General features: G+C 51.7%; 20 protein-coding genes and 1 pseudogene. 12 read left to right on the forward strand and 9 right to left on the reverse strand.

All coding sequences use genetic code 11. The features are described from left to right. Nucleotide 1 precedes the first annotated feature (1 nt). Both avtA and NA197_RS11325 read right to left on the reverse strand, forming a co-directional pair. Nucleotides 2–1,252: a valine--pyruvate transaminase gene (gene avtA, locus NA197_RS11320; protein WP_064043488.1), complete on the reverse strand. Its 1,251-nt coding sequence runs from the start codon at nt 1,250–1,252 to the stop codon at nt 2–4. 173 nt (nt 1,253–1,425) lie between these two features. After that, a complete protein-coding gene (locus NA197_RS11325) occupies nt 1,426–3,453 on the reverse strand; it encodes an alpha-amylase (protein WP_064043487.1) in 2,028 nt (675 codons plus the stop codon). A 315-nt stretch (nt 3,454–3,768) separates the two neighbouring features. Between NA197_RS11325 and NA197_RS11330 the strand changes: the two genes are divergently transcribed. Next, nucleotides 3,769–4,593: a protein bax gene (locus NA197_RS11330; protein WP_001575119.1), complete on the forward strand. Its 825-nt coding sequence runs from the start codon at nt 3,769–3,771 to the stop codon at nt 4,591–4,593. 60 nt (nt 4,594–4,653) lie between these two features. Here NA197_RS11330 and xylR read toward each other — a convergent pair whose 3' ends face one another. Next, nucleotides 4,654–5,832 (reverse strand): D-xylose utilization transcriptional activator XylR, encoded by a 1,179-nt coding sequence (xylR, locus tag NA197_RS11335; RefSeq protein WP_000459824.1) that lies wholly within the window; start codon nt 5,830–5,832, stop codon nt 4,654–4,656. Nucleotides 5,833–6,194: 362 nt separating this feature from the next. Between xylR and xylA the strand changes: the two genes are divergently transcribed. The 3 genes from xylA to NA197_RS11350 all read left to right on the forward strand — a co-directional run bounded on the left by xylA (nt 6,195) and on the right by NA197_RS11350 (nt 9,599). Beyond that, a complete protein-coding gene (gene xylA / locus NA197_RS11340) occupies nt 6,195–7,517 on the forward strand; it encodes a xylose isomerase (protein WP_001149561.1) in 1,323 nt (440 codons plus the stop codon). Between the two features lie 99 nt (nt 7,518–7,616). Further along, on the forward strand, nt 7,617–9,071 hold the full coding sequence (gene xylB, locus NA197_RS11345) for a xylulokinase (RefSeq protein ID WP_000275326.1): 1,455 nt from the start codon (nt 7,617–7,619) through the stop codon (nt 9,069–9,071). A gap of 174 nt (nt 9,072–9,245) precedes the next feature. Continuing rightward, on the forward strand, nt 9,246–9,599 hold the full coding sequence (locus tag NA197_RS11350; protein ID WP_000340932.1) for a YiaA/YiaB family protein: 354 nt from the start codon (nt 9,246–9,248) through the stop codon (nt 9,597–9,599). Between the two features lie 22 nt (nt 9,600–9,621). Here NA197_RS11350 and NA197_RS11355 read toward each other — a convergent pair whose 3' ends face one another. Further along, nucleotides 9,622–10,617, reverse strand: coding sequence for an acyltransferase (locus NA197_RS11355; protein WP_064043486.1), 996 nt, complete (start codon nt 10,615–10,617; stop codon nt 9,622–9,624). Between the two features lie 165 nt (nt 10,618–10,782). Here NA197_RS11355 and NA197_RS11360 point away from each other — a divergent pair, with 165 nt between their 5' ends. From NA197_RS11360 to NA197_RS11390, 7 genes and pseudogenes are all read left to right on the forward strand, one after another. Continuing rightward, a complete protein-coding gene (locus tag NA197_RS11360; protein ID WP_000605592.1) occupies nt 10,783–11,085 on the forward strand; it encodes a YsaB family lipoprotein in 303 nt (100 codons plus the stop codon). 138 nt (nt 11,086–11,223) lie between these two features. Continuing rightward, entirely contained in the window at nt 11,224–12,135 is a 912-nt protein-coding gene (gene glyQ / locus NA197_RS11365; RefSeq protein WP_001168551.1) for a glycine--tRNA ligase subunit alpha, read from the forward strand. Nucleotides 12,136–12,144: 9 nt separating this feature from the next. Continuing rightward, the gene (glyS, locus tag NA197_RS11370; RefSeq protein ID WP_001291738.1) at nt 12,145–14,214 is read left to right on the forward strand and encodes a glycine--tRNA ligase subunit beta; all 2,070 of its coding nucleotides are present in this window, start codon (nt 12,145–12,147) and stop codon (nt 14,212–14,214) included. Nucleotides 14,215–14,603: 389 nt separating this feature from the next. Further along, nucleotides 14,604–15,032: pseudogene (locus NA197_RS11375) on the forward strand (IS3 family transposase); the annotation flags it as partial. 141 nt (nt 15,033–15,173) lie between these two features. Continuing rightward, nucleotides 15,174–15,641 (forward strand): GNAT family N-acetyltransferase, encoded by a 468-nt coding sequence (locus NA197_RS11380; protein WP_000702452.1) that lies wholly within the window; start codon nt 15,174–15,176, stop codon nt 15,639–15,641. Nucleotides 15,642–15,818: 177 nt separating this feature from the next. Next, a complete protein-coding gene (locus tag NA197_RS11385; protein WP_000965886.1) occupies nt 15,819–16,106 on the forward strand; it encodes a DUF1778 domain-containing protein in 288 nt (95 codons plus the stop codon). Further along, nucleotides 16,094–16,579: a GNAT family N-acetyltransferase gene (locus NA197_RS11390; protein WP_000533909.1), complete on the forward strand. Its 486-nt coding sequence runs from the start codon at nt 16,094–16,096 to the stop codon at nt 16,577–16,579. The genes NA197_RS11385 and NA197_RS11390 overlap by 13 nt, the downstream gene beginning before the upstream one ends. Nucleotides 16,580–16,951: 372 nt before the next feature. Here the strand turns inward: NA197_RS11390 and cueP are convergent, their stop codons facing one another. The 3 genes from cueP to NA197_RS11405 all read right to left on the reverse strand — a co-directional run bounded on the left by cueP (nt 16,952) and on the right by NA197_RS11405 (nt 18,456). Further along, the gene (gene cueP / locus NA197_RS11395) at nt 16,952–17,491 is read right to left on the reverse strand and encodes a copper-binding periplasmic metallochaperone CueP (protein ID WP_064043470.1); all 540 of its coding nucleotides are present in this window, start codon (nt 17,489–17,491) and stop codon (nt 16,952–16,954) included. A gap of 174 nt (nt 17,492–17,665) precedes the next feature. Next, a complete protein-coding gene (gene cspE / locus NA197_RS11400; protein ID WP_000014594.1) occupies nt 17,666–17,878 on the reverse strand; it encodes a transcription antiterminator/RNA stability regulator CspE in 213 nt (70 codons plus the stop codon). A gap of 287 nt (nt 17,879–18,165) precedes the next feature. After that, a complete protein-coding gene (locus NA197_RS11405; protein ID WP_000455790.1) occupies nt 18,166–18,456 on the reverse strand; it encodes an HTH-type transcriptional regulator in 291 nt (96 codons plus the stop codon). A 438-nt stretch (nt 18,457–18,894) separates the two neighbouring features. Between NA197_RS11405 and NA197_RS11410 the strand changes: the two genes are divergently transcribed. Continuing rightward, nucleotides 18,895–19,605 carry a DUF3053 domain-containing protein gene (locus tag NA197_RS11410; RefSeq protein WP_000190524.1) on the forward strand — a complete coding sequence of 237 codons (711 nt, stop codon included), beginning with the start codon at nt 18,895–18,897 and terminating at the stop codon, nt 19,603–19,605. A 49-nt stretch (nt 19,606–19,654) separates the two neighbouring features. Here the strand turns inward: NA197_RS11410 and ghrB are convergent, their stop codons facing one another. Then, the gene (ghrB, locus tag NA197_RS11415) at nt 19,655–20,629 is read right to left on the reverse strand and encodes a glyoxylate/hydroxypyruvate reductase GhrB (protein ID WP_023258358.1); all 975 of its coding nucleotides are present in this window, start codon (nt 20,627–20,629) and stop codon (nt 19,655–19,657) included. A 229-nt stretch (nt 20,630–20,858) separates the two neighbouring features. Next, nucleotides 20,859–21,521 carry an OmpA family lipoprotein gene (locus tag NA197_RS11420; protein WP_000747548.1) on the reverse strand — a complete coding sequence of 221 codons (663 nt, stop codon included), beginning with the start codon at nt 21,519–21,521 and terminating at the stop codon, nt 20,859–20,861. Nucleotides 21,522–21,532 lie beyond the last annotated feature (11 nt).

Below are 21,532 nucleotides of genomic sequence, written 5' to 3' on the forward strand. Positions count from 1 at the left end.
GTCAGCCTTCACGCCAGGCGCGTTCTATCTCTTCTGCCAGAATTTTTACGCCCGCCTCGATTTTATCCGGTTCAGGCACGTAGTTCATCCGCATACACTGGTGTGTATGCGGCCAGGGTTTATCCAGTCCGGGAAAGAAATAGTGGCCCGGCACCATCAGCACGCCGCGCGCTTTCAAGCGTTGATAGAGTAGCTCGGTGGTAATCGGCAGATCTTTAAACCACAGCCACAAAAATATTGCGCCTTCTGGTTTATGAATCAGGCAGCGTTCTTCGGATAAATAGCGACGAATGATCGCGATCGTCTGTTGAACGCGCTGATAGTAGAAAGGTTTGATAACCGTTTCCGACAGCCGCAGCAGATCGTTACGCTTAATCATTTCGCACATCATCGCCGGACCCATGCCGCCGGGCGCAAGGCTGATGATGCCGTTCATGTTGGCAATGGCGGTAATCGTCTTATCATTGGCGATGATAATCCCGCAGCGGGAACCGGGCAGCCCCAGCTTCGAGAGGCTCATACACAGGATAATATTGGGGTTCCACAGCGGGCGCGCCTCGCTAAAGATAATGCCCGGAAACGGTACACCGTAAGCGTTATCAATCACCAGTGGGATGTTGTGCTGATTCGCCAGTCTGTCCAGCTTCATCAGCTCTTCGTCGGTGATAACGTTACCGGTTGGGTTGGTCGGGCGCGAGACGCAAATCATCCCCGTTTCTTCGCCGATGTGCAGATGCTCAAAATCGACGTGATACTTAAACTGGCCTTCCGGCAGCAGCTCAATATTCGGGCGCGCCGAAACGAAGAGGTCGTCTTCCAGACCGGAATCCGCATAGCCGATGTATTCCGGCGCAAGCGGGAATAGTACCTTTTTCGTACTGCCGTCGGCGCGACGTCCGGCGAAGAGATTAAATAAGTAGAAAAACGCGCTCTGACTGCCATTTGTTAGCGCAATATTCTGTGGTTCGATATCCCATCCCAGCGTTTCACGTAGCAGTACGGCCAGTACATTCAGTAGCGCCGTTTTTCCCTGGGGACCGTCATAATTACAAAGCGCATCAGCGGCTTTGCCGCTTTCTACCATCTCTGTCAGTAGCGTCTGGAAATAATCCTGCATTGCAGGGATGTGTGCCGGGTTACCGCCGCCAAGCATGATGGCGCCTGGCGTGCGTAAGCCGTCGTTGAGATCCTCCATCAGGCGGGTAATGCCTGAATGGCGGGTAAATTTATCGCCGAAAAGTGAAAATGTCATAACGGGTGATCTATCGAACTGTCTGTCAAAGTGGATAACCATAACGCTACAAATGGCGGGGCGCAAATGGGGGTCAGGCGGTAGTGTTGATGTTTTATGCTACAAATTTTTATCAGGTTAGTTTTTTATTTTGAAGGGGCTACCGGTACGCGAGGAGACCGGTAGCGCCACGATTAGCGGCGGCCCGCCCAGACGACCATCACCGTATCGTCGCCGTACTGGCGTACAAAACCGTACCCGTGTTTTAGCGTCAGCGTGGTTTGTTGGCCTGCGCCGATGGCGGGATGTCTGGCGCGGAACTGGCTAATACGCTGCCAGTGCGCGACGGCTGCGGCTGACTTTCCGCTCACGTCCTGCCAGTTCATATCTGAACGGGTGCCTTGCAGCGGGTCGGAGCCGGTGGGGCCGAAGGGACGAGCGGATTCATCGCCGTAAAAGATCTGCACCGCGCCTGGCGAAAGCAGCAGCAGTTCCGCCGCCTTATCACCGCCCTCACGGAAAAGGCGCGTATCATGCGAGGAGAGGTAACTTAATACGTTGAAATCCTGCATTTTATCCGCCATCTGCTGCCAGACTGGCCCCATTTCCGCCAGGCAATCGACCGCTTTCGCCGCTTGCTCCTGATAATCAAAATTGATCATCGCGTCGAAACCATAGCGATAATAATCACTTTTCATGACGCCGTGGCCCCACGCTTCGCCAGTCATCCAGAACGGGCTATTATCCAGCGCTTTGTCCGGATTGGCCTGCTTCCATTCACGTAACGCCGCGCTGGCCTGGGTTTTTAGCTGTTGCCAGGCAGGAAGCTCAACGTTTTTGGCAGTATCGACCCGGAACCCGTCAATGCCGTAATCATGCACCCACTGGCTTAACCAGTGAGTCAGATAATCCCGTGGCGTATAGCCCTCAATGAACTTTGCTTTAGTATCGGGTTTGTTGGCATAGAACGCGGGTAGGCCGGAAGGCGTGGTAGATTCCGTTTTTATATCCGGCAGGAAGGCCAGCGACAGGGTTAAATCGTCAAATCCCGGACTGTCGTAGTCGCCAATATCGGTACGAATCCACTTTTTCCCCCACCATTTTTCCCAGGCGGCGCTGTCGCTGAAGTTGATGTAGTCGTTAAAGCTGTGCCAGCTTTGTCCGACGGCGGGTCGCCAGTTTGTCCAGCGATCGCCGAGAATTTTTTGCCGTTCCGCGCCGGATAAATAGAGCGCGCCGAACTGATACTCCTGCATATCCGCCAGCGTGGCGTAACCGGCATGATTCATTACTACGTCAAATAAAATACGGATGCCGCGCTGGTGCGCGCCGTCGACCAGCGCGCGGAGATCGGCTTCGCTGCCCATATTGGCATCCAGCGTCGTCCAGTCCTGAGTGTAATAGCCGTGATAGGCGTAATGAGGAAAATCGCCTTTTGTTCCGCCGCCGACCCAGCCGTGGATCTGTTCAAACGGCGCGCTTATCCACAAGGCGTTCACGCCTAATTGCTGTAGATAGTCCAGTTGACTCGTCAACCCGCGCAAATCGCCGCCGTGGAAAGTGCCAATCTCTTGCATACCATCCTTATGGCGACCATAGCTGTGGTCGTTGGTTGCATCGCCATTGCGAAAGCGATCCGTAAGCACAAAATAAACGGTGGCGTTGCGCCAGTTAAAAGGCGCTGATGCATGGGTTTCCGCGCGTTCCAGCAATAAAAGCCCGTGGCTGTCGGCAGGTTGCAGCGTGATTTGCCCGTTTTGGACGGTATCGGTTTGACCACTGTAATAATCGCGCACTACCGTCCCTTCCGGAAAGGTTTGGCGAACATCCAGCGTGAGCGGCGAACCATCCCAGACGGGACACTGGTAGGCGAGCTGCGCGGTGCGCTCAGGTTCAGTTTTTATCGATAACAACAGGGTCGGCGTACCGGATCGGGTATCTACCGTTATCGTATAGTCGCCATCTTTAAACAGACGCCATTGCGGCGGCGCGCCTTCGCAGGGTTTTAACGACAACATTTGGTTGAGTTTTATAGCGCCGGAGGGCTGCCAGCACTGCTGGTCAATATGGAGCGTTAACGCGCGTGTACCTTTTGTTAATGCAGCATGGCTGGTAAAGCGTCCGGTTTCCTGCGTCGAGAACGTCGGAAAACCGGGTGAGGTCCATGATGAGGCGATCGCGATACCGGGTATCAGCGTCAGAGCGAAGGCGGCAAGTTTCATCACGCTATCCTTTGTGGGCAATATTCATCAGCTTGCCTGGTTTTTAGGCGAATGAACTCCTCCCCAGCAGAGAGTCGCGCAGGAGGAGGCGCGAGGGTGAGAGACGAGGCGCAAAAAAACGCCTCTATTTGCGATAAGCACCACATTTTATTGGCATTATTGCTGCCTGTTATCGTTAATAGTTGACATAGTTTCGGATTAAGACTATTCCCTGAGGTGCTTTTTAAGCCTATTTTTGCTAGAATTTGGGGTTCAAACCTTAACTTCGTGAAAAATAAAAGGTGTTGGAATGTATCAATCCGACCAGGAGACCTAATGATATTGACTCCCATGCGACGATATGGGGCAATGATTCTTATGTTACTCACCATCGCATTTTCGGGTGAGGTGCTGGCAAAGACGCACGCAACACAAACGAGTCAAAAGTCCCACATAACTGAGACAAGTTATAAACAGGTTAGCAGTAAACAAGAGTATTCTCGCAATAGTGCAAAGAGCAGTTCACTTCCTGATTTGCGAAAATACCCTTCCGGAACCCCCAGAAAAAAAGCGTTTCTCCGGACCGTTATGCCTTACATCACCAGCCAAAATGCCGCGATTACCGCGGACCGTAATTGGCTGATCTCAAAACAGTACCAGAACCGCTGGTCGCCGTCTGAACGCGCGCGTATGAAAGATATCGCGAAGCGCTATAAAGTGAGCTGGTCCGGCAACACGCGTCGTATTCCGTGGAATACGTTGCTGGAGCGCGTCGACATTATCCCAACCAGCATGGTGGCGACGATGGCGGCGGCGGAAAGCGGCTGGGGAACCTCTAAACTGGCGCGTAGCAACAACAACCTGTTCGGCATGAAGTGCACGAAAGGGCGTTGTACCAATACGCCGGGTAAGGTGAAAGGTTACTCGCAATTCGCGTCGGTTGAGGAGTCGGTGAGCGCGTATGTCGCCAACCTGAACACGCATCCGGCTTATTCCTCTTTCCGCAAGTCGCGCGCCCAACTGCGTAAGGCGGATCAGGAAGTCACCGCCACGGCGATGATTCATAAGCTGAAGGGTTACTCTACCCAGGGGTCGCGCTATAACAACTACTTGTTCGCGATGTACCAGGACAACCAGCGTCTGATCGCCGCGCATATGTAATTCTGTGTGCCGGATGGCGCTACGCTATCCGGCTTACAAGGCGTCTGTAGGCTGGATAAACTACAACAACGCTTCACTATGCTGGTCGCGATACTCCTTCGGCGTAGTGACGTACTCCTTTTTAAACACCGAATAGAAATATTGCAGTGACGGGTAGCCGCACATTTGCGAAATTTCGTTTATCGCCAACGTGGTAGAAATCAACAAACTACGCGCTTTTTCCAGCTTTTCGGCGTGGATCAGCGCATGTATCGTCTCGCCAACTTCTTCCTTAAAACGTTTTTCCAGGTTTGAACGTGAAATCCCAACCGCGTCCAGCACCTGCTCGACTTTAATGCCCTTACAGGCATGGTTACGAATAAAGTGCATCGCCTGAATAACCGCCGGATCGGTCAGGGAGCGATAGTCTGTCGAGCGGCGCGCAATGACGCGCACCGGCGGCACCAGAATGCGCTGTAACGGCATCTCTTCGCGCGCCAGCAAACGGTGCAGCAGCTTCGCCGCCTGATAGCCCATTTGCCGCGCCCCCTGCGCGACGGAGGAAAGCGCGACGCGCGACAGATAACGGGTTAACTCTTCGTTATCAATACCGATAACGCAAAGTTTTTCCGGCACCGGAATATGCAGGTGTTCGCAGGCCTGCAATACGTGACGGGCGCGGGCATCCGTTACGGCAATGATGCCGGTTTGCGGCGGCAGCGTCTGAAGCCAGTCGGCGAGGCGATTTTGCGCGTGCTGCCAGTTTTCCGGCGCGGTTTCCAGCCCCTGATAGACTACGCCGCGGTATTTTTCCTCGGCGACCAGCTGGCGAAAGGCGTATTCCCGTTCCGCCGCCCAATGTTTGCGGCTGGAGTCGGGCAAACCGTAAAACGCGAAGCGGTTAACGCCTTTTTCTTTTAAATGCAGGAAAGCGCTTTCAACGAGCGCATGATTATCGGTGGCGATGTAATGAACGGCGGGATAATTTTCAGCAAGATGGTAAGAACCGCCGACCCCGACAATGGGTACGTCGACATCGGCCAATAATTGCGCGATATCGTCATCATCGTAATCGGCAATAACGCCGTCGCCTAACCACTCTTTAATGTTATCGATACGGGCACGGAAATCTTCCTCAATAAATATATCCCATTCGGATTGCGAGGCTTGTAAATATTCACCCACCCCCTCCACTACCTGACGGTCATAGGCTTTATTCGCGTTAAATAACAGAGTGATGCGGTGACGTTTATCAAACATGAGGATATATCCTGCAAAAGTGAACCTGGACTCATGGATACTATCAAAACGGCTGACATAACGGTCTGGCGAATGATGACAAATTATTTTGCGCCTGAAACGTTATGCGAAATTCATCACAGCAAACGGCGGATGACAATTGTCATTTCTTATCTATATATTACGGTTTTTTGTTTATTTGCCAGGATTCGATCGCGATCGCTTTTTTCTTCTGTGGTTTTCAGCGTTTTTTTGAGAGCCAGAGCACATTTGGGGATTCTCTTAATAGCGGTGTGAAATAACGTAATTGAGCAATAAATCAGGAAATTCCAGTATGACGTTATGTCGTTTACTTGCCGTCTTATCTGATTATGGAGCTCACTATGCAGGCTTATTTTGACCAACTCGATCGTGTTCGCTATGAAGGCCCTCAATCGACTAACCCGCTGGCATTTCGTCATTACAATCCCGACGAGCTGGTTTTAGGTAAACGTATGGAAGATCACCTGCGTTTCGCGGCCTGTTACTGGCATACCTTCTGCTGGAACGGCGCGGATATGTTTGGTGTAGGCGCGTTTAATCGTCCGTGGCAGCAACCGGGCGAAGCGCTGGAGCTGGCGAAACGCAAAGCGGACGTGGCGTTTGAATTTTTCCACAAACTGAATGTGCCTTTTTATTGCTTCCATGACGTGGATGTGTCGCCGGAAGGCGCGTCGTTGAAAGAATATAAAAACAACTTCGCGCAGATGGTGGATGTGCTGGCGGCGAAACAGGAGCAGAGCGGCGTAAAACTGCTGTGGGGAACGGCGAACTGCTTTACCAACCCACGCTATGGCGCAGGCGCCGCCACTAACCCGGATCCGGAAGTCTTTAGCTGGGCAGCGACGCAAGTGGTTACGGCAATGAACGCCACGCATAAACTGGGCGGCGAAAATTACGTCCTGTGGGGCGGGCGCGAAGGTTATGAAACGTTGCTGAATACCGATCTGCGCCAGGAACGCGAACAGATTGGCCGCTTTATGCAAATGGTGGTCGAGCACAAACATAAAATGGGTTTCCAGGGCACGCTGCTGATTGAACCGAAACCGCAGGAACCGACTAAACATCAGTATGATTATGACGTTGCAACGGTTTATGGCTTCCTCAAACAGTTCGGCCTGGAAAAAGAGATCAAAGTGAACATTGAGGCGAACCACGCGACGCTGGCGGGCCATTCGTTCCACCATGAAATCGCGACCGCTATCGCGCTGGGTATTTTTGGCTCCGTTGACGCCAACCGCGGCGATGCGCAACTGGGCTGGGATACCGATCAGTTCCCGATTAGCGTTGAAGAGAACGCGCTGGTGATGTACGAAATCCTGAAAGCGGGCGGATTCACGACGGGCGGTCTCAACTTCGACGCCAAAGTTCGTCGCCAGAGCACCGATAAATACGATCTGTTCTACGGTCATATCGGCGCGATGGATACGATGGCGTTGTCGCTGAAAATCGCCGCGCGTATGGTTGAAGACGGCGAGCTGGATAAACGCGTGGCGAAGCGCTATGCCGGCTGGAATGGCGAGCTGGGGCAGCAGATTCTGAAAGGACAACTCTCCTTAGGCGAACTGGCGCAGTATGCGGAGCAGCATAATCTGGCGCCAGTACATCAAAGCGGTCATCAGGAGCTGTTAGAAAATCTGGTTAACCGTTATCTGTTTGATAAATAACTCTATCTACCGGGCGACTCCGCGTTAGCCCGGCCTGTAGTCGTGATTAGCCCGGTAAGCGTAGCGCTGCCGGGCGCTTTCAGTAAAGGAACCCACACTATGTATATCGGGATCGATCTTGGTACATCGGGTGTAAAAGCTATCCTGTTGAATGAGCAGGGCGATGTGCTGGCTACGCATACTGAAAAACTGACCGTATCGCGTCCGCATCCCTTATGGTCGGAACAGGAACCAGAGCAGTGGTGGCAGGCGACGGATCGTGCGGTTAAAGGTTTAGGTCGGCAACAGTCGTTAAGTGGCGTCCGGGCGTTGGGCATCGCCGGACAAATGCATGGCGCGACATTACTTGATAGCCGTCAGCAGGTTCTGCGACCAGCGATTTTATGGAATGACGGACGCTGTAGCGAAGAGTGCGCCTGGCTGGAAAAACAGGTGCCGCAGTCGCGAGCGATAACCGGTAATCTGATGATGCCCGGTTTTACCGCGCCCAAATTAGTTTGGGTGCAGCGCCACGAACCGGATATTTTCTACCAGATAGACAAGGTTCTGCTGCCGAAAGATTTTCTGCGGCTGCGAATGACAGGCGTCTTTGCCAGCGATATGTCGGATGCGGCGGGAACGATGTGGCTGGACGTGAAAAAGCGCGACTGGAGCGACGTTATGCTCAACGCCTGTCATTTAACCCGACAGCAGATGCCAGCGTTATTTGAAGGTAGTGACATTACCGGAACGTTGCTGCCAGAGGTCGCCAGCGCATGGGGAATGCCAGCAGTACCTGTGGTGGCAGGCGGCGGCGACAATGCGGCTGGCGCGGTCGGCGTAGGAATGATCGATGCCGGACAGGCGATGCTCTCACTCGGAACATCGGGCGTCTATTTTGCCGTCAGCGACGGCTTTCTGAGTAAACCGGAGAGCGCAGTACACAGTTTTTGCCATGCGCTGCCGGAACGCTGGCATTTAATGTCTGTGATGTTGAGCGCCGCCTCTTGTCTGGACTGGGCGGCTAAACTCACCGGGCAGGAGAACGTCCCGGCGCTGATTGCCGCCGCACAGCAGGCGGATGAGCATGCCGATTCGATCTGGTTTTTGCCGTACCTGTCCGGCGAGCGCACGCCGCATAATAATCCGCAGGCAAAAGGCGTTTTCTTTGGTTTAACCCATCAGCATGGCCCGGCGGAACTGGCGCGGGCGGTACTGGAAGGCGTGGGATATGCTTTGGCGGACGGTATGGATGTGGTTCACGCCTGCGGCGTCAAACCCGCCAGCGTGACGCTTATCGGCGGCGGGGCGCGCAGCGAATACTGGCGTCAGATGCTATCTGATATTAGCGGGCTACAGCTTGATTATCGTACTGGCGGCGATGTGGGGCCAGCGCTGGGCGCGGCGCGTCTGGCGCAAATTGCGGTGAATAAACAGACTCCGCTCGCCGATGTATTGCCGCAGTTGCCGCTGGAGCAGGCGCATTATCCTGATGCGCAGCGTCATGCGGTTTATCAACAACGTCGTGAAACCTTCCGTCGACTCTATCAACAGCTGTTGCCGTTGATGTCCTAAGTCAGAATGCCTTTCGGTTTTGGCTGAAAGGCATTTCCCGTAAATATTAATTCTATTGAATTATATCGAAGTAAGTATGTGTGTTTTCTGATTTTTATATTATTGCTGAGCAGGCGCCTTTTTCATCGCTATTTCTTCGCTTAATGTGTCTCACATAACCACAAGGAGAGTGAGATGGACGATCACGTTGCACGCAGGAAACGGATATTCGGCCTGGGAATGTTAGTTGTCGGTGCAGTGGTATACCTGGTGGGACTGTGGCCAGGCTGTCATACATTAAGCGAAAAGGGATATTTTTTTGCGGCAATCGTCATGTGCGGTTTTCCAGTCTTAATTCGCCAGGAACACACGGGGAATGACCGCTTGCTTTCTCGTTGCAAATCTTTGCTGTTGCTTGGCATCGGCATGGTCGCGGTCGGCGTATTTAACCTGGCGCTGGCGGGCGCGCTGAAAATACTGTGTCTGGTGGCGCTGGGGGTCAGTATATATGGAACCGATCTTTACGCTTCCTACAGTGATGATGAATGATGGCCGGAGCCATCATTATCGTTTAGCTAACCCATTTCCGTTTATCAATACGCTGTAACAGCATGGAAAGTAGTAGGCTTCCTGTCACCGTCGCGGCAAAAACCCACACGATGTCTAACGGCGGCCAACGTTTTAACTCCAGACCATTAGTACGTAGCGCATGGATAATCAGCGCGTGGAAACCATAAATACCCAGCGAGTGGCGGGAGATAAGCCCCAGTCCAGGTAACGTCCGCGCATTCAGCTTATTTTTAACTACCGTGAACAGTGAGACGGCGCAAATAAACACCATGGGACCGCAATACAGATACCAGGTATCGGCAAAATTTCCGCGCCAGCGTAATTCATGCAATGTGCCGCGAGAAATAACAAATACCGCGATGATGAACAGGGCAGCGCAGATAAGCGTCAGCGATGGCTTTTGCGTCTCCATCATTCCAATGGCGCGGCCCAGGATACCGTAGAGAATGTAGTAGAACGTGTCGCCGCTGATATACAGATTGATGGGCAACCATTCAACGCCGCCGATTTTTTGCGGCACAGTATTTGGGTTAGCAATAATGCCAATGACCACCATCAGCATCAGGAGCATTTTGCCGCTCACGTTTTTTACCTGGATTAATGGCGATACCAGGTAGATCACCGCAATCGCAAAGAAAAACCACAGGTGGTAAAACACGGGTTTTTGCAGCACATTTTTTAGCGAAAGCTCGACGTTGATCGAAGTAAAAAGTGAAATGTAAGCCAGGGCGACAACGCTGTAAAAGATAAGGCACAGGGCGATACGTAAAAAATGCCGCGGTTGCGCGCAGCGCTCGCCAAAAAAAAGATAGCCTGAAATCATAAAAAACAGGGGAACGCTAACGCGCGAAGCCGAATTCAGGACATTCGCAATATCCCAGTTTAGCGGGCTGACGCTGTGGGCGTTGGTGATGTACCACGTTGTAGTATGGATCATCACTACCATTAAACAGGCGATCCCTCGCAGGTTATCAATCCAGTTAATTTTAGGCTGCATCAGTTCCTCAGCTTCCGTTTCAATAGAGTTCCAGCGCGGTGGCTCACTGGAAAAATCCGACTTTCTACGCTACATCTTGTGATGGCGTAAGGAGATTCGCACAATGTGTCTGCTACCCACAAACCTTAATAATAAGACTGACCAGCAAACCAGACGGTAATAAAAATGATAATGAAGTATTTCTGTACTGTGATGATAGCCATCGCTCTGGTGGGATGCACAGCGACACCGCCACCGACGCAAAAAGCCCAGCAGAGTAAAGTGAGCCCAACACGCACGCTGGATATGGAAGCATTGTGTAAAGCTCAGGCGGCGCAGCGTTACAACACTGGCGCACAGAAAATTGCTGTTACCGGCTTCGAACAGTTTCAGGGGAGCTATGAGATGCGTGGTAATACTTTCCGTAAAGAGAGTTTTGTCTGCTCTTTTGATGCAGATGGGCAGTTTTTACATCTTTCTATGCGGTAAAAGCCGCGCCTGGTGAGGTGTGATGCCGCGAAATCCGGCAATTTTCGCTAAACAAACCGGTTTCATACTGTATATCTCGCATCCAGCGGGTATACTGGCTCCTTCCTTTAAATCCACACGTATCCAGCACGAAATAATATGCAAAAGTTTGATACCAGGACCTTCCAGGGCTTGATCCTGACCTTACAGGATTACTGGGCTCGCCAGGGCTGCACCATTGTTCAACCATTGGACATGGAAGTCGGCGCGGGAACTTCTCATCCAATGACCTGCCTGCGCGCGCTGGGGCCAGAGCCGATGGCGACTGCCTATGTGCAGCCTTCTCGTCGTCCGACCGATGGCCGCTACGGCGAAAACCCGAACCGCTTACAGCACTACTATCAGTTCCAGGTAGTGATTAAGCCGTCTCCGGACAACATTCAGGAGCTGTATCTCGGTTCTCTGAAAGAGCTGGGTATGGACCCGACGATCCACGATATCCGTTTCGTGGAAGATAACTGGGAGAACCCGACGCTGGGCGCCTGGGGACTCGGCTGGGAAGTGTGGCTGAATGGCATGGAAGTGACGCAGTTCACCTACTTCCAGCAGGTCGGCGGCCTGGAGTGCAAGCCGGTGACCGGTGAAATCACCTACGGTCTGGAACGTCTGGCGATGTATATCCAGGGCGTGGACAGCGTTTACGATCTGGTCTGGAGCGATGGCCCGCTGGGTAAAACTACCTACGGTGACGTATTCCATCAGAACGAAGTGGAGCAATCCACCTATAACTTTGAATACGCCGATGTGGATTTCTTATTCACCTGCTTTGAGCAGTATGAAAAAGAAGCCCAGCAGCTGCTGGCGCTGGAAAACCCACTGCCGCTGCCGGCCTACGAGCGTATTCTGAAAGCCGCCCATAGCTTCAACCTGCTGGATGCGCGTAAAGCTATCTCCGTCACCGAACGTCAGCGCTACATTTTGCGTATTCGCACCCTGACCAAAGCAGTGGCAGAAGCTTATTATGCTTCCCGTGAAGCCCTCGGCTTCCCGATGTGCAACAAAGACAAGTAAGAGGCGGCCATGTCTGAGAAAACTTTTCTGGTGGAAATCGGCACTGAAGAGCTGCCACCAAAAGCACTGCGCAGTTTGGCTGAGTCCTTTGCTGCGAACTTCACTGCGGAGCTGGATAACGCCGGCCTCGCGCACGGTAACGTTGAATGGTTTGCCGCCCCGCGCCGTCTGGCGCTGAAAGTGGCGAATCTTGCTGAATCTCAGCCCGATCGCGAAGTCGAAAAACGTGGTCCGGCGATTGCTCAGGCGTTTGACGCCGAAGGCAAACCGAGCAAAGCGGCAGAAGGCTGGGCGCGCGGCTGCGGGATCACCGTTGATCAGGCCGAGCGTCTGAAGACCGACAAAGGCGAATGGCTGCTGTATCGCGCCCACGTGAAGGGCGAAAGTACCGAAGCGCTGGTGCCGAACATGGTAGCCACCTCGCTGGCAAAACTACCGATCCCGAAACTGATGCGCTGGGGCGCGTCTGACGTCCACTTCGTGCGTCCGGTGCACACCGTGACCCTGCTGTTGGGCGATAAGGTCATTCCGGCGACTATTCTGGGTATTCAGTCTGACCGCGTCATTCGCGGCCACCGCTTTATGGGTGAGCCGGAGTTCACTATCGACAATGCTGACCAGTACCCGCAAATTCTGCTGGAGCGCGGTAAAGTCATTGCCGACTACGAAGCGCGTAAAGCCAAAATCAAAGCGGACGCTGAAGAAGCAGCACGTAAGATTGGCGGTAATGCCGACCTGAGCGAAAGCCTGCTGGAAGAAGTAGCTTCGCTGGTGGAATGGCCGGTGGTATTGACGGCGAAATTCGAAGAGAAATTCCTCGCCGTGCCTGCCGAAGCGCTGGTGTACACCATGAAGGGCGACCAGAAGTATTTCCCGGTTTATGACAACGCGGGCAAGCTGCTGCCAAACTTTATCTTCGTCGCCAACATCGAGTCGAAAGATCCGACCCAGATTATCTCCGGTAACGAGAAAGTGGTGCGTCCGCGTCTGGCAGATGCTGAATTCTTCTTCAATACCGACCGTAAAAAACGTCTGGAAGACCATCTGCCGCGTCTGCAAACCGTGCTGTTCCAGCAACAACTGGGCACGCTGCGCGACAAGACCGACCGTATTCAGGCGCTGGCGGGCTGGATTGCCGGTCAGATTGGCGCTGACGTCAACCACGCCACTCGTGCGGGCCTGCTCTCCAAGTGCGACCTGATGACCAACATGGTCTTCGAGTTCACCGACACCCAGGGCGTGATGGGGATGCACTACGCGCGTCACGATGGTGAAGCGGAAGATGTCGCGGTGGCGCTGAACGAACAGTATCAGCCGCGCTTTGCCGGTGATGACCTGCCGTCTAACCCGGTAGCCTGTGCGTTGGCGATCGCTGACAAGATGGATACTCTGGCGGGTATCTTCGGTATCGGCCAGCATCCGAAAGGCGACAAAGACCCGTTTGCGCTGCGTCGTGCCGCGCTGGGCGTGCTGCGCATCATCGTTGAGAAGAACCTCAACCTTGATCTGCAAACGCTGACCGAAGAAGCGGCGCGTCTGTATGGCGACAAGTTGACCAACGCCAACGTAGTCGATGATGTGATCGATTTTATGCTGGGTCGTTTCCGCGCCTGGTATCAGGATGAAGGTTACACCGTCGACACTATCCAGGCGGTACTGGCTCGTCGTCCGACCCGTCCGGCAGATTTTGATGCCCGCATGAAGGCGGTGTCTCATTTCCGCACCCTGGAAGAAGCCTCTGCGCTGGCGGCGGCGAACAAGCGCGTCTCCAACATCCTGGCGAAAGCCACTGAGCCGCTGAACGATATCGTCCACGCCTCCGTACTGAAAGAAGCGGCGGAAATTGAGTTGGCCAGACATCTGGTTGTGCTGCGTGATAAGCTTCAGCCGTACTTTGCCGATGGTCGTTATCAGGAAGCGTTGATTGAGCTGGCGGCACTGCGCGCGCCGGTGGATGAATTCTTCGAAAATGTCATGGTTAACGCGGAAGAGAAAGATATCCGTATCAACCGCCTGACGTTATTGTCGAAACTACGCGAACTGTTCCTGCAGGTTGCGGATATTTCGTTACTGCAATAAGCGTTCAGTTAATTAAACAAAAACCTGCTCTCGGGCAGGTTTTTTTATAACGTAAATAGTATTAGTTGATTCGCTAATAATTCTGTAACTCATAGACGCGGTTATCTCTATTGATTGGCAAGAATTATTTCAGGAATACATTAACGCTGGCGGTACGGATATTGGCGTTAGAATAGCTGCGGGTGCTTGAGACTGTTTGTCTCAGGTATTCACCAAAAGGCAGACAGAGAAAATCCCCACCTGACTATACCCAAAATAATTCGAGTTGCTTAAAGGCGGCAAGGGAGTGAGTCCCCAGGAGCATAGATAACTATGTGACTGGGGTGAGCGAGCGTAGCCAACACATAAGCAACTTGAAGTATGAAGGGTATATAAATCAAAAGTGCACTGCGCCCATTATTGATCTCTTCAATAACGAAGTGATCTCCTGCAGTATTTCAGAACGTCCAACCATGCCGATGATCGATGACATACTCATGAAGGCATTTGCCAGACTTTATGCGGATACCAATCCGGTTCTTCATTCAGATCAGGGCTGGCAATACCGTCATCAATGGTACCAGTATCAGTTACGAGAGTTTGGCATCATCCAAAGTATGTCCCGCAAAGGCAACTGCCTTGATAATGCCTGTGCAGAATGTTTTTTCGGGACTTTAAAATCAGAAAGTTTTTATACCAGTAAATTTAAGGATATTGATGAACTTAAGATAGCTATTGAGGATTACATACGATACTACAATACCCGACGAATTAGCCTTAGATTTAATGGACTCAGCCCGGTTGAATACCGCCTAAAGAGCTATCCAGGCAGAAATTAACAAGGTCTGTACAGGGATGCTATCAGGAAACCTGAACGTTGGTGGATACGCTCACGTAAATGTCTGCTATGAGCGAGGAACGGACGCCCTATTTCACAAAAATTAGTATTGTTCTACAAGTAACTCTCACAATGAGGTTTTATGAAAATCAGAAGGTTCAGTAATGGGGATGAAATATCGTTATTCAGAGTTTTTTTCTCATCTGTACATACGATCGCATCACACTACTACACACGTGAACAAATTGATGCTTGGGCCCCAGCAGATATCGACCTGGAGCGATGGGCCAATCACATTAAGGAATTACAACCTTTTGTTGTAGAGCTGGATGGTGAAATAGCTGGATATGCAGATGTTCAACCAAATGGATACATTGATCATTTCTTTGTATCAGGAACCTATTCAAGACAGGGGGTAGGGACACTACTGATGAATTGCATTCATGAGGAAGCCAGACAGCGTGGAATTAGTGAACTTACTTCAAATGTAAGTAAGGCTGCGGAAGTGTTCTTTCTACGACACGGCTTTCATATAGTGGAGCGAGGCTTTCCTATTTGCCGTGGAGTGACATTACAAAATGCTCTGATGAGGAAATGTTTGGCGAAATAATAGTCAGCCTGCAGAAAGGCAGCATTGTTCTTTTGCCTTGTTGAACTCAGTAAACCGCTACAATGAGCAATTTCCGCTGCTGGCACAAAGCGAACATCAGTATTCAAAAAATGAAAAACGACGACTTGATGTATACCGTTTGCTATACATGGTGGTTGTGCTATTCTTGTAAAGCAAATGCTATACAAGGGGTGTCTCATGAAATCAGATGTTCAACTTAACCTTAGAGCTAAGGAATCGCAGCGGGCGCTCATTGATGCAGCTGCGGAAATCCTTCACAAGTCACGTACAGATTTCATTCTGGAAACGGCCTGCCAGGCTGCCGAGAAAGTGATCCTTGACCGCCGTGTATTTAACTTTAACGATGAGCAATATGAGGAGTTCATCAATCTGCTTGATGCACCAGTCGCAGATGATCCCGTTATCGAAAAACTGCTGGCAAGGAAACCTCAGTGGGACGTGTAACAGCACCAGAACCTTTGTCCGCTTTTCATCAGGTAGCTGAGTTCGTCAGCGGTGAAGCTGTGCTCGATGACTGGTTGAAGCAAAAGGGCCTCAAAAACCAGGCTCTCGGAGCGGCCAGAACATTTGTGGTGTGCAAGAAAGACACGAAGCAAGTAGCCGGTTTTTACTCTCTGGCCACCGGTAGCGTCAACCATACAGAAGCGACAGGCAACCTTCGGCGTAACATGCCAGATCCCATCCCTGTCATTATACTTGCCCGTCTTGCTGTCGATCTCTCATTCCATGGAAAAGGGCTTGGTGCTGATTTACTTCATGATGCAGTGCTTCGTTGCTATCGGGTTGCCGAGAATATTGGTGTACGTGCAATCATGGTTCATGCACTTACCGAAGAAGCCAAAAATTTCTACATTCACCATGGTTTCAAATCATCACAAACTCAGCAGCGAACATTGTTCCTTAGGCTCCCTCAATAGAATGCAAAGACTGTTATGTTCAAATCGCTATAAGCGATAATTTGGTAGAACGTCTAAGGTTAAATTCAGGAAGAATACGACGAACAAAATATTGATGAGACAGGAATCCGCGTGATGCAAGAAAGCAACGGAATGGATAATTCGATTGCGGACAATGTTATTTAGTTATAGCCAGAAACAAAAAAGAGCCCATGTATTAAATGGACTCTTTCTCTGATGCCTCGGTTAATCTGTCCAACTTTTTTGGGGTCAGTACAAAGTGAGGCCACTTCCGTCATTCTTGTGGCGTTATGCATTCTCAAGGCACCCTGTTAATTTTATCTTGTTGGCGCTTTGTAGGCCCGATAACCCATTATGTTATCGGGCATTTTTTTAACGTAATGGTAATTCCGTCAGACAGGTCTGGCTGTCATCTTTGGTGGCAATGGCATGTGACGCCGTTTTACCGTTGTAGCTTACTTCCAGCGTCCCTTCCATATTGCGCGGTAACCAAACACCGATAAATCCGTTCCGATAGCTTTGCATCTCTTTTTGTACGATGACAGCGCCTTTACTGTCTGTCACTTTTACAGTGAACGGTTTATTCGGCATTTCTCCCTGACAGCCGGAAAGGCTGTGGTTAAAACAGGGGTGTGTCCGCCATTCATAGGGCGCAAAAGAGAGATAGAATTTGTCGCCTAACGGCAGCGTATAAATCTGCTCTCCGTCAGATAATTTGAGCTCGGTACTGGTAATCGACGCGGAGTAAGGCAAAGGACGGCTCTGCGGCGTCTGATCAATCGAATCCACGATCTGCTCAACCGTTTTTCCCGCCAGCCCATGTTGCGCCAGAAAAGCGGATTCTGAGGATGCCGCAAGCGCGGAGCCGCTGGCGCATAAACCCAAAAGTAATAACCATGATGATTTCGACATAACTTCAATTCCTTGTGAACAATCTCCTTGCCTACTATAGGGGTTCCCCTAAGGGAAAGGTCAAAGGGACACAGGGTAAAGTAATGCAAAGTTATGCTGGGGGGAGAGGGGGGAATTGGAATAAAAAAAATCCCCGCCATCAGGCAGGGATTCAAAATTCTGAGCTTTTTAAGCTTACAGGCTGGTTACGTTGCCAGCTGCCGGGCCTTTAGCGCCGCTTTCGATGGTGAAGGAAACTTTCTGACCTTCGTCCAGAGATTTGTAACCATCGTTCTGAATAGCGGAGAAGTGTACGAACACGTCTTTAGAACCGTCATCAGGAGTAATAAAGCCGAAGCCTTTATCAGCGTTGAACCATTTTACGATACCAGTCATTTTACCGGACATAGTGTATTACCTTTTAAAAAATAAGTGTGCCTTTCGGCGTTATGGCGTGCTTTACAGATTTTTTAAGCGTTAAGGAAATGCGCACTACGAGGGGTATCTAATGGATAACTCTTGAAGGGACTTGCCTTACTAAACTGCTTTAATGGTCTGTACGTCAAACCGTTGAGCACATTAACTCATGTAATGCCGGGCGATGCAACTTTTATTTTACTTTATTTCTCCAGGCCAGGAATCAGGCGGGGAAAACGGTCCTTACGCAGGACCGTTAAAACAGAAAATGGTAAAAATTACTCCATCAATTGCTTACTTAAGCGTGGGTTCGCCTGTATCAGGCGCATCAATTTGAGCTCTGCTGGCGTGGGTTTTTCGCGTTTCGATTCCCATTCCTGAACCATGGCAACCGTTACGCCCAGCGCTCTGGCGAATTCATCTGTTTTTAGTCCCGTTCCTCTCCGTAACTGTTCAAATTCGGTAAAAGGATTGGGTTTTTGCGTCAGGGTGATCTTTCGCGTTTCATCTTTAAAAACAATTTGTTCCAGGCTGCTCAGCAGCTCAAACATCGGATCTTTATATTCCATTGAGAACTCCTGTAAATCACACAGCGGGATCGTGAAATGCATCGAAGCCTCTTAAGAATAGTCGGGAAACTTGCGGGTGGGGGGCGACGCGCCGCCAGGAAGCGCTATCGATTCGTTTCGATGCCTTACGCTACGCGACTTTTAGGACGCTAACAATTTGATCCAGGAAGATATATCCGTCTTTCAGAAAATAATTGTAAAGATTAAAAAAATATTACATCGCCCGCTGGAAAGCTTTCTTGCCGCGTTTTTTATCGCAGTGTCAGGCCAAAAATTAACAATAAAATAACAAATTAAGCATTGATGCAGATAAACATAATTTTCCGCTACAAGATCGCGTGGAAAGGGTATCCTGCAAGCCTGACCTGGACTATCCTTGTAAGCCGTCAGGCACGCAGGTGTCGTTGTGCGCATTTTTGGGTGAAAGGAGTATTAACAATGGCGACAGGTAAGTCCTGCTCTCGCTGGTTTGCGCCTGTTGTGGCGTTATTAATGGTGTTTAGCCTGAGCGGGTGTTTTGATAAAGAAGGCGATCAGCGCAAAGCGTTTGTCGATTTCCTGCAGAATACAGCAATGCGTAGCGGAGAGCGTTTACCAACGCTGACGGCCGATCAGAAAAAACAGTTTGGTCCGTTCGTGTCTGATTACGCGATACTGTATGGCTACTCGCAGCAGGTAAACCAGGCGATGGATTCCGGTCTGCGCCCGGTGGTCGATAGCGTTAACGCCATCCGCGTTCCGCAGGATTATATGACGCAACGCGAGCCGCTGCGGCAGGCAAATGGTTCGTTAGGCGTGCTGGCGCAACAGTTGCAGAATGCAAAACTGCAGGCTGATGCTGCGCATGGCGCGTTAAAGCAGGCCGATGACCTGAAACCTGTGTTTGATCAGGTCTACAAAAAAGTAGTCACCGTGCCAGCAGATGCTTTGCAGCCGCTGATCCCGGCGGCGCAGATCTTTACGCAGCAGTTGGTACAAGTGGGCGATTATATTGCGCAACAGGGCGAGCAGGTGAGCTTTGTCGCGAACGGCATTCAGTTCCCGACCTCACAGCAGGCCAGCCAATATAATGCGTTGATTGGGCCGTTGGCCTCGCAGCATCAGGCGTTTAATCAGGCCTGGACGGCGGCGGTAAACGCGACCCAGTAATGACAGTCTGCCCGATAAGCGCAAGCCAGCGCTTATCGGGCCTGTAGCGTTATCCCGCCGCCTGCGGATTGACGCAGTTCTTCTCTATTTTTCCCTGCAGCGCATCAATCAAATTATCCACCGCACAGGCCATCATGTTGTAGCGCGTCTCATGCGTTGCCGAGCCAATATGCGGCACCGCGACGACATTAGACATGTTCAGCAGGGGGGAATCCACAGATAGCGGTTCATGCTCAAAGACATCCAGACCTGCCGCATATATTTCACCGTTTTGCAGCGCGGCAATCAGCGCGTTTTCATCGACCACCGGGCCGCGTCCGGCATTAATAAAAATGGCGGACGATTTCATTCTGGCAAACTGTGTTGTGCCAAACAGATGTCGCGTTTCTGTCGTTAGCGGCAGGATCACGCAGACAAAATCAGCCTCCTGCAATAACGTATCCAGATCGCAGTAGCGGGCGTTAAACCGGTCTTCCGCCTCCTGATGCCGCCGACGGGCGTGATAGAGAACCGGCATGGTAAACCCAAAGTGCGCTCGCTGCGCCAGCGCCATCCCGATACGCCCCATCCCAACGATACCGAGCGTTTTGTGATGGACATCGACGCCAAACCACGCCGGGCCAATGCTTTCTGTCCATTCACCCGCCTTAACCCGTTCTGCGACGTCCACCACGCGGCGGGCAGTGGCCAGCATCAATGCCATCACCGTATCGGCAACGGTTTCCGTCAAAACGGTAGGCGTGTGCATCAGGACTATTTTGCGGGCAGTAAGGGCGTCCACCTCGACATTATCGTATCCCACCGAGATGGTTGACGCCGCGCGTAGCGCCGGCATTTTTTCCAGCAGCGCGCGGTTAACGGTTTCGCTGGCGCCCAGAAGGCCTTGCGCGCTGGCAAATGCCTGCGCGTGTCGCGCTACCGTTTCCGGATGCAGGTTCGGTACCAGGGTGACGGTAAAATGCGCCTCCAGGCGATGCAGCAAATCATCAGGCAGGGTTTTGTAGAGAATGATGGACGGCTTCATGCGACTCTCCGTAAATCAAAAGGTAAGCGCGGCATGCGCCAACCGGAACAGGCTTATTATTAACCCGCTTAGCCATCATCGACCAGCCGATTTTCCCGTTGTCGGCAGCCGTGTCGTGGTAAATAATGAATGAATACCGAGTAATGCGACGTGTATCCGGTCTGGAGAAGGAATGGCGAGGGAGTAATGCAGGCCGGGTAAAGCATGCCGCCTTACCCGGTACTGTCGTTTACTGCAATGGACTCAAGGTAATTTCGACGCGGCGGTTTTGCGCCTTACCTTCTGCCGTACTGTTGCTGGCGATCGGGTTCGCCGGACCCATTCCGCTGGTACGGATACGGCTGGCGTCGACGCCCTGGGTGATCAGCGAACTGGCGACGGAGTCAGCACGCTGCTGCGACAGACGCATATTCAGATCGTGGCTACCGGTACTGTCGGTGTAGCCCACCACATTGACGGCGGTCTTGGGATACTCTTTCAGCACCATCGCCACGCCGGTCAGCGTGTTAGCGCCTGCCGGTTTCAGCGTCGCGCTGCTGCTGTCGAAGGTGACATTATTCGGCATATTCAGAATGATATTATCGCCGCTTCGCGTCACGCTAACGCCTGTGCCCCGCATTTTGTCACGCAGTTTCGCTTCCTGTACGTCCATGTAGTAACCCACGCCGCCGCCCAGCGCCGCGCCAGCCGCCGCGCCAATCAGCGCGCCTTTACCGCGATCTTTTTTGGAGGAGGAGAGCGCGCCGATGCCTGCGCCGACCAGCGATCCAATACCCGCGCCAATGCCGGATTTACCTGCTTCGCGTTCGCCGGTGTAAGGGTTTGTTGTGCAGCCAGATACTGCCAAGGCGCCGCTCACGATGGCAGCAATCACAAATACACGTTTTTTCATCTTAAATCCTT

Origin of the sequence: Salmonella sp. NW884 (assembly GCF_051700745.1) — a bacterium.
Lineage (GTDB): Bacteria > Pseudomonadota > Gammaproteobacteria > Enterobacterales > Enterobacteriaceae > Salmonella > Salmonella enterica.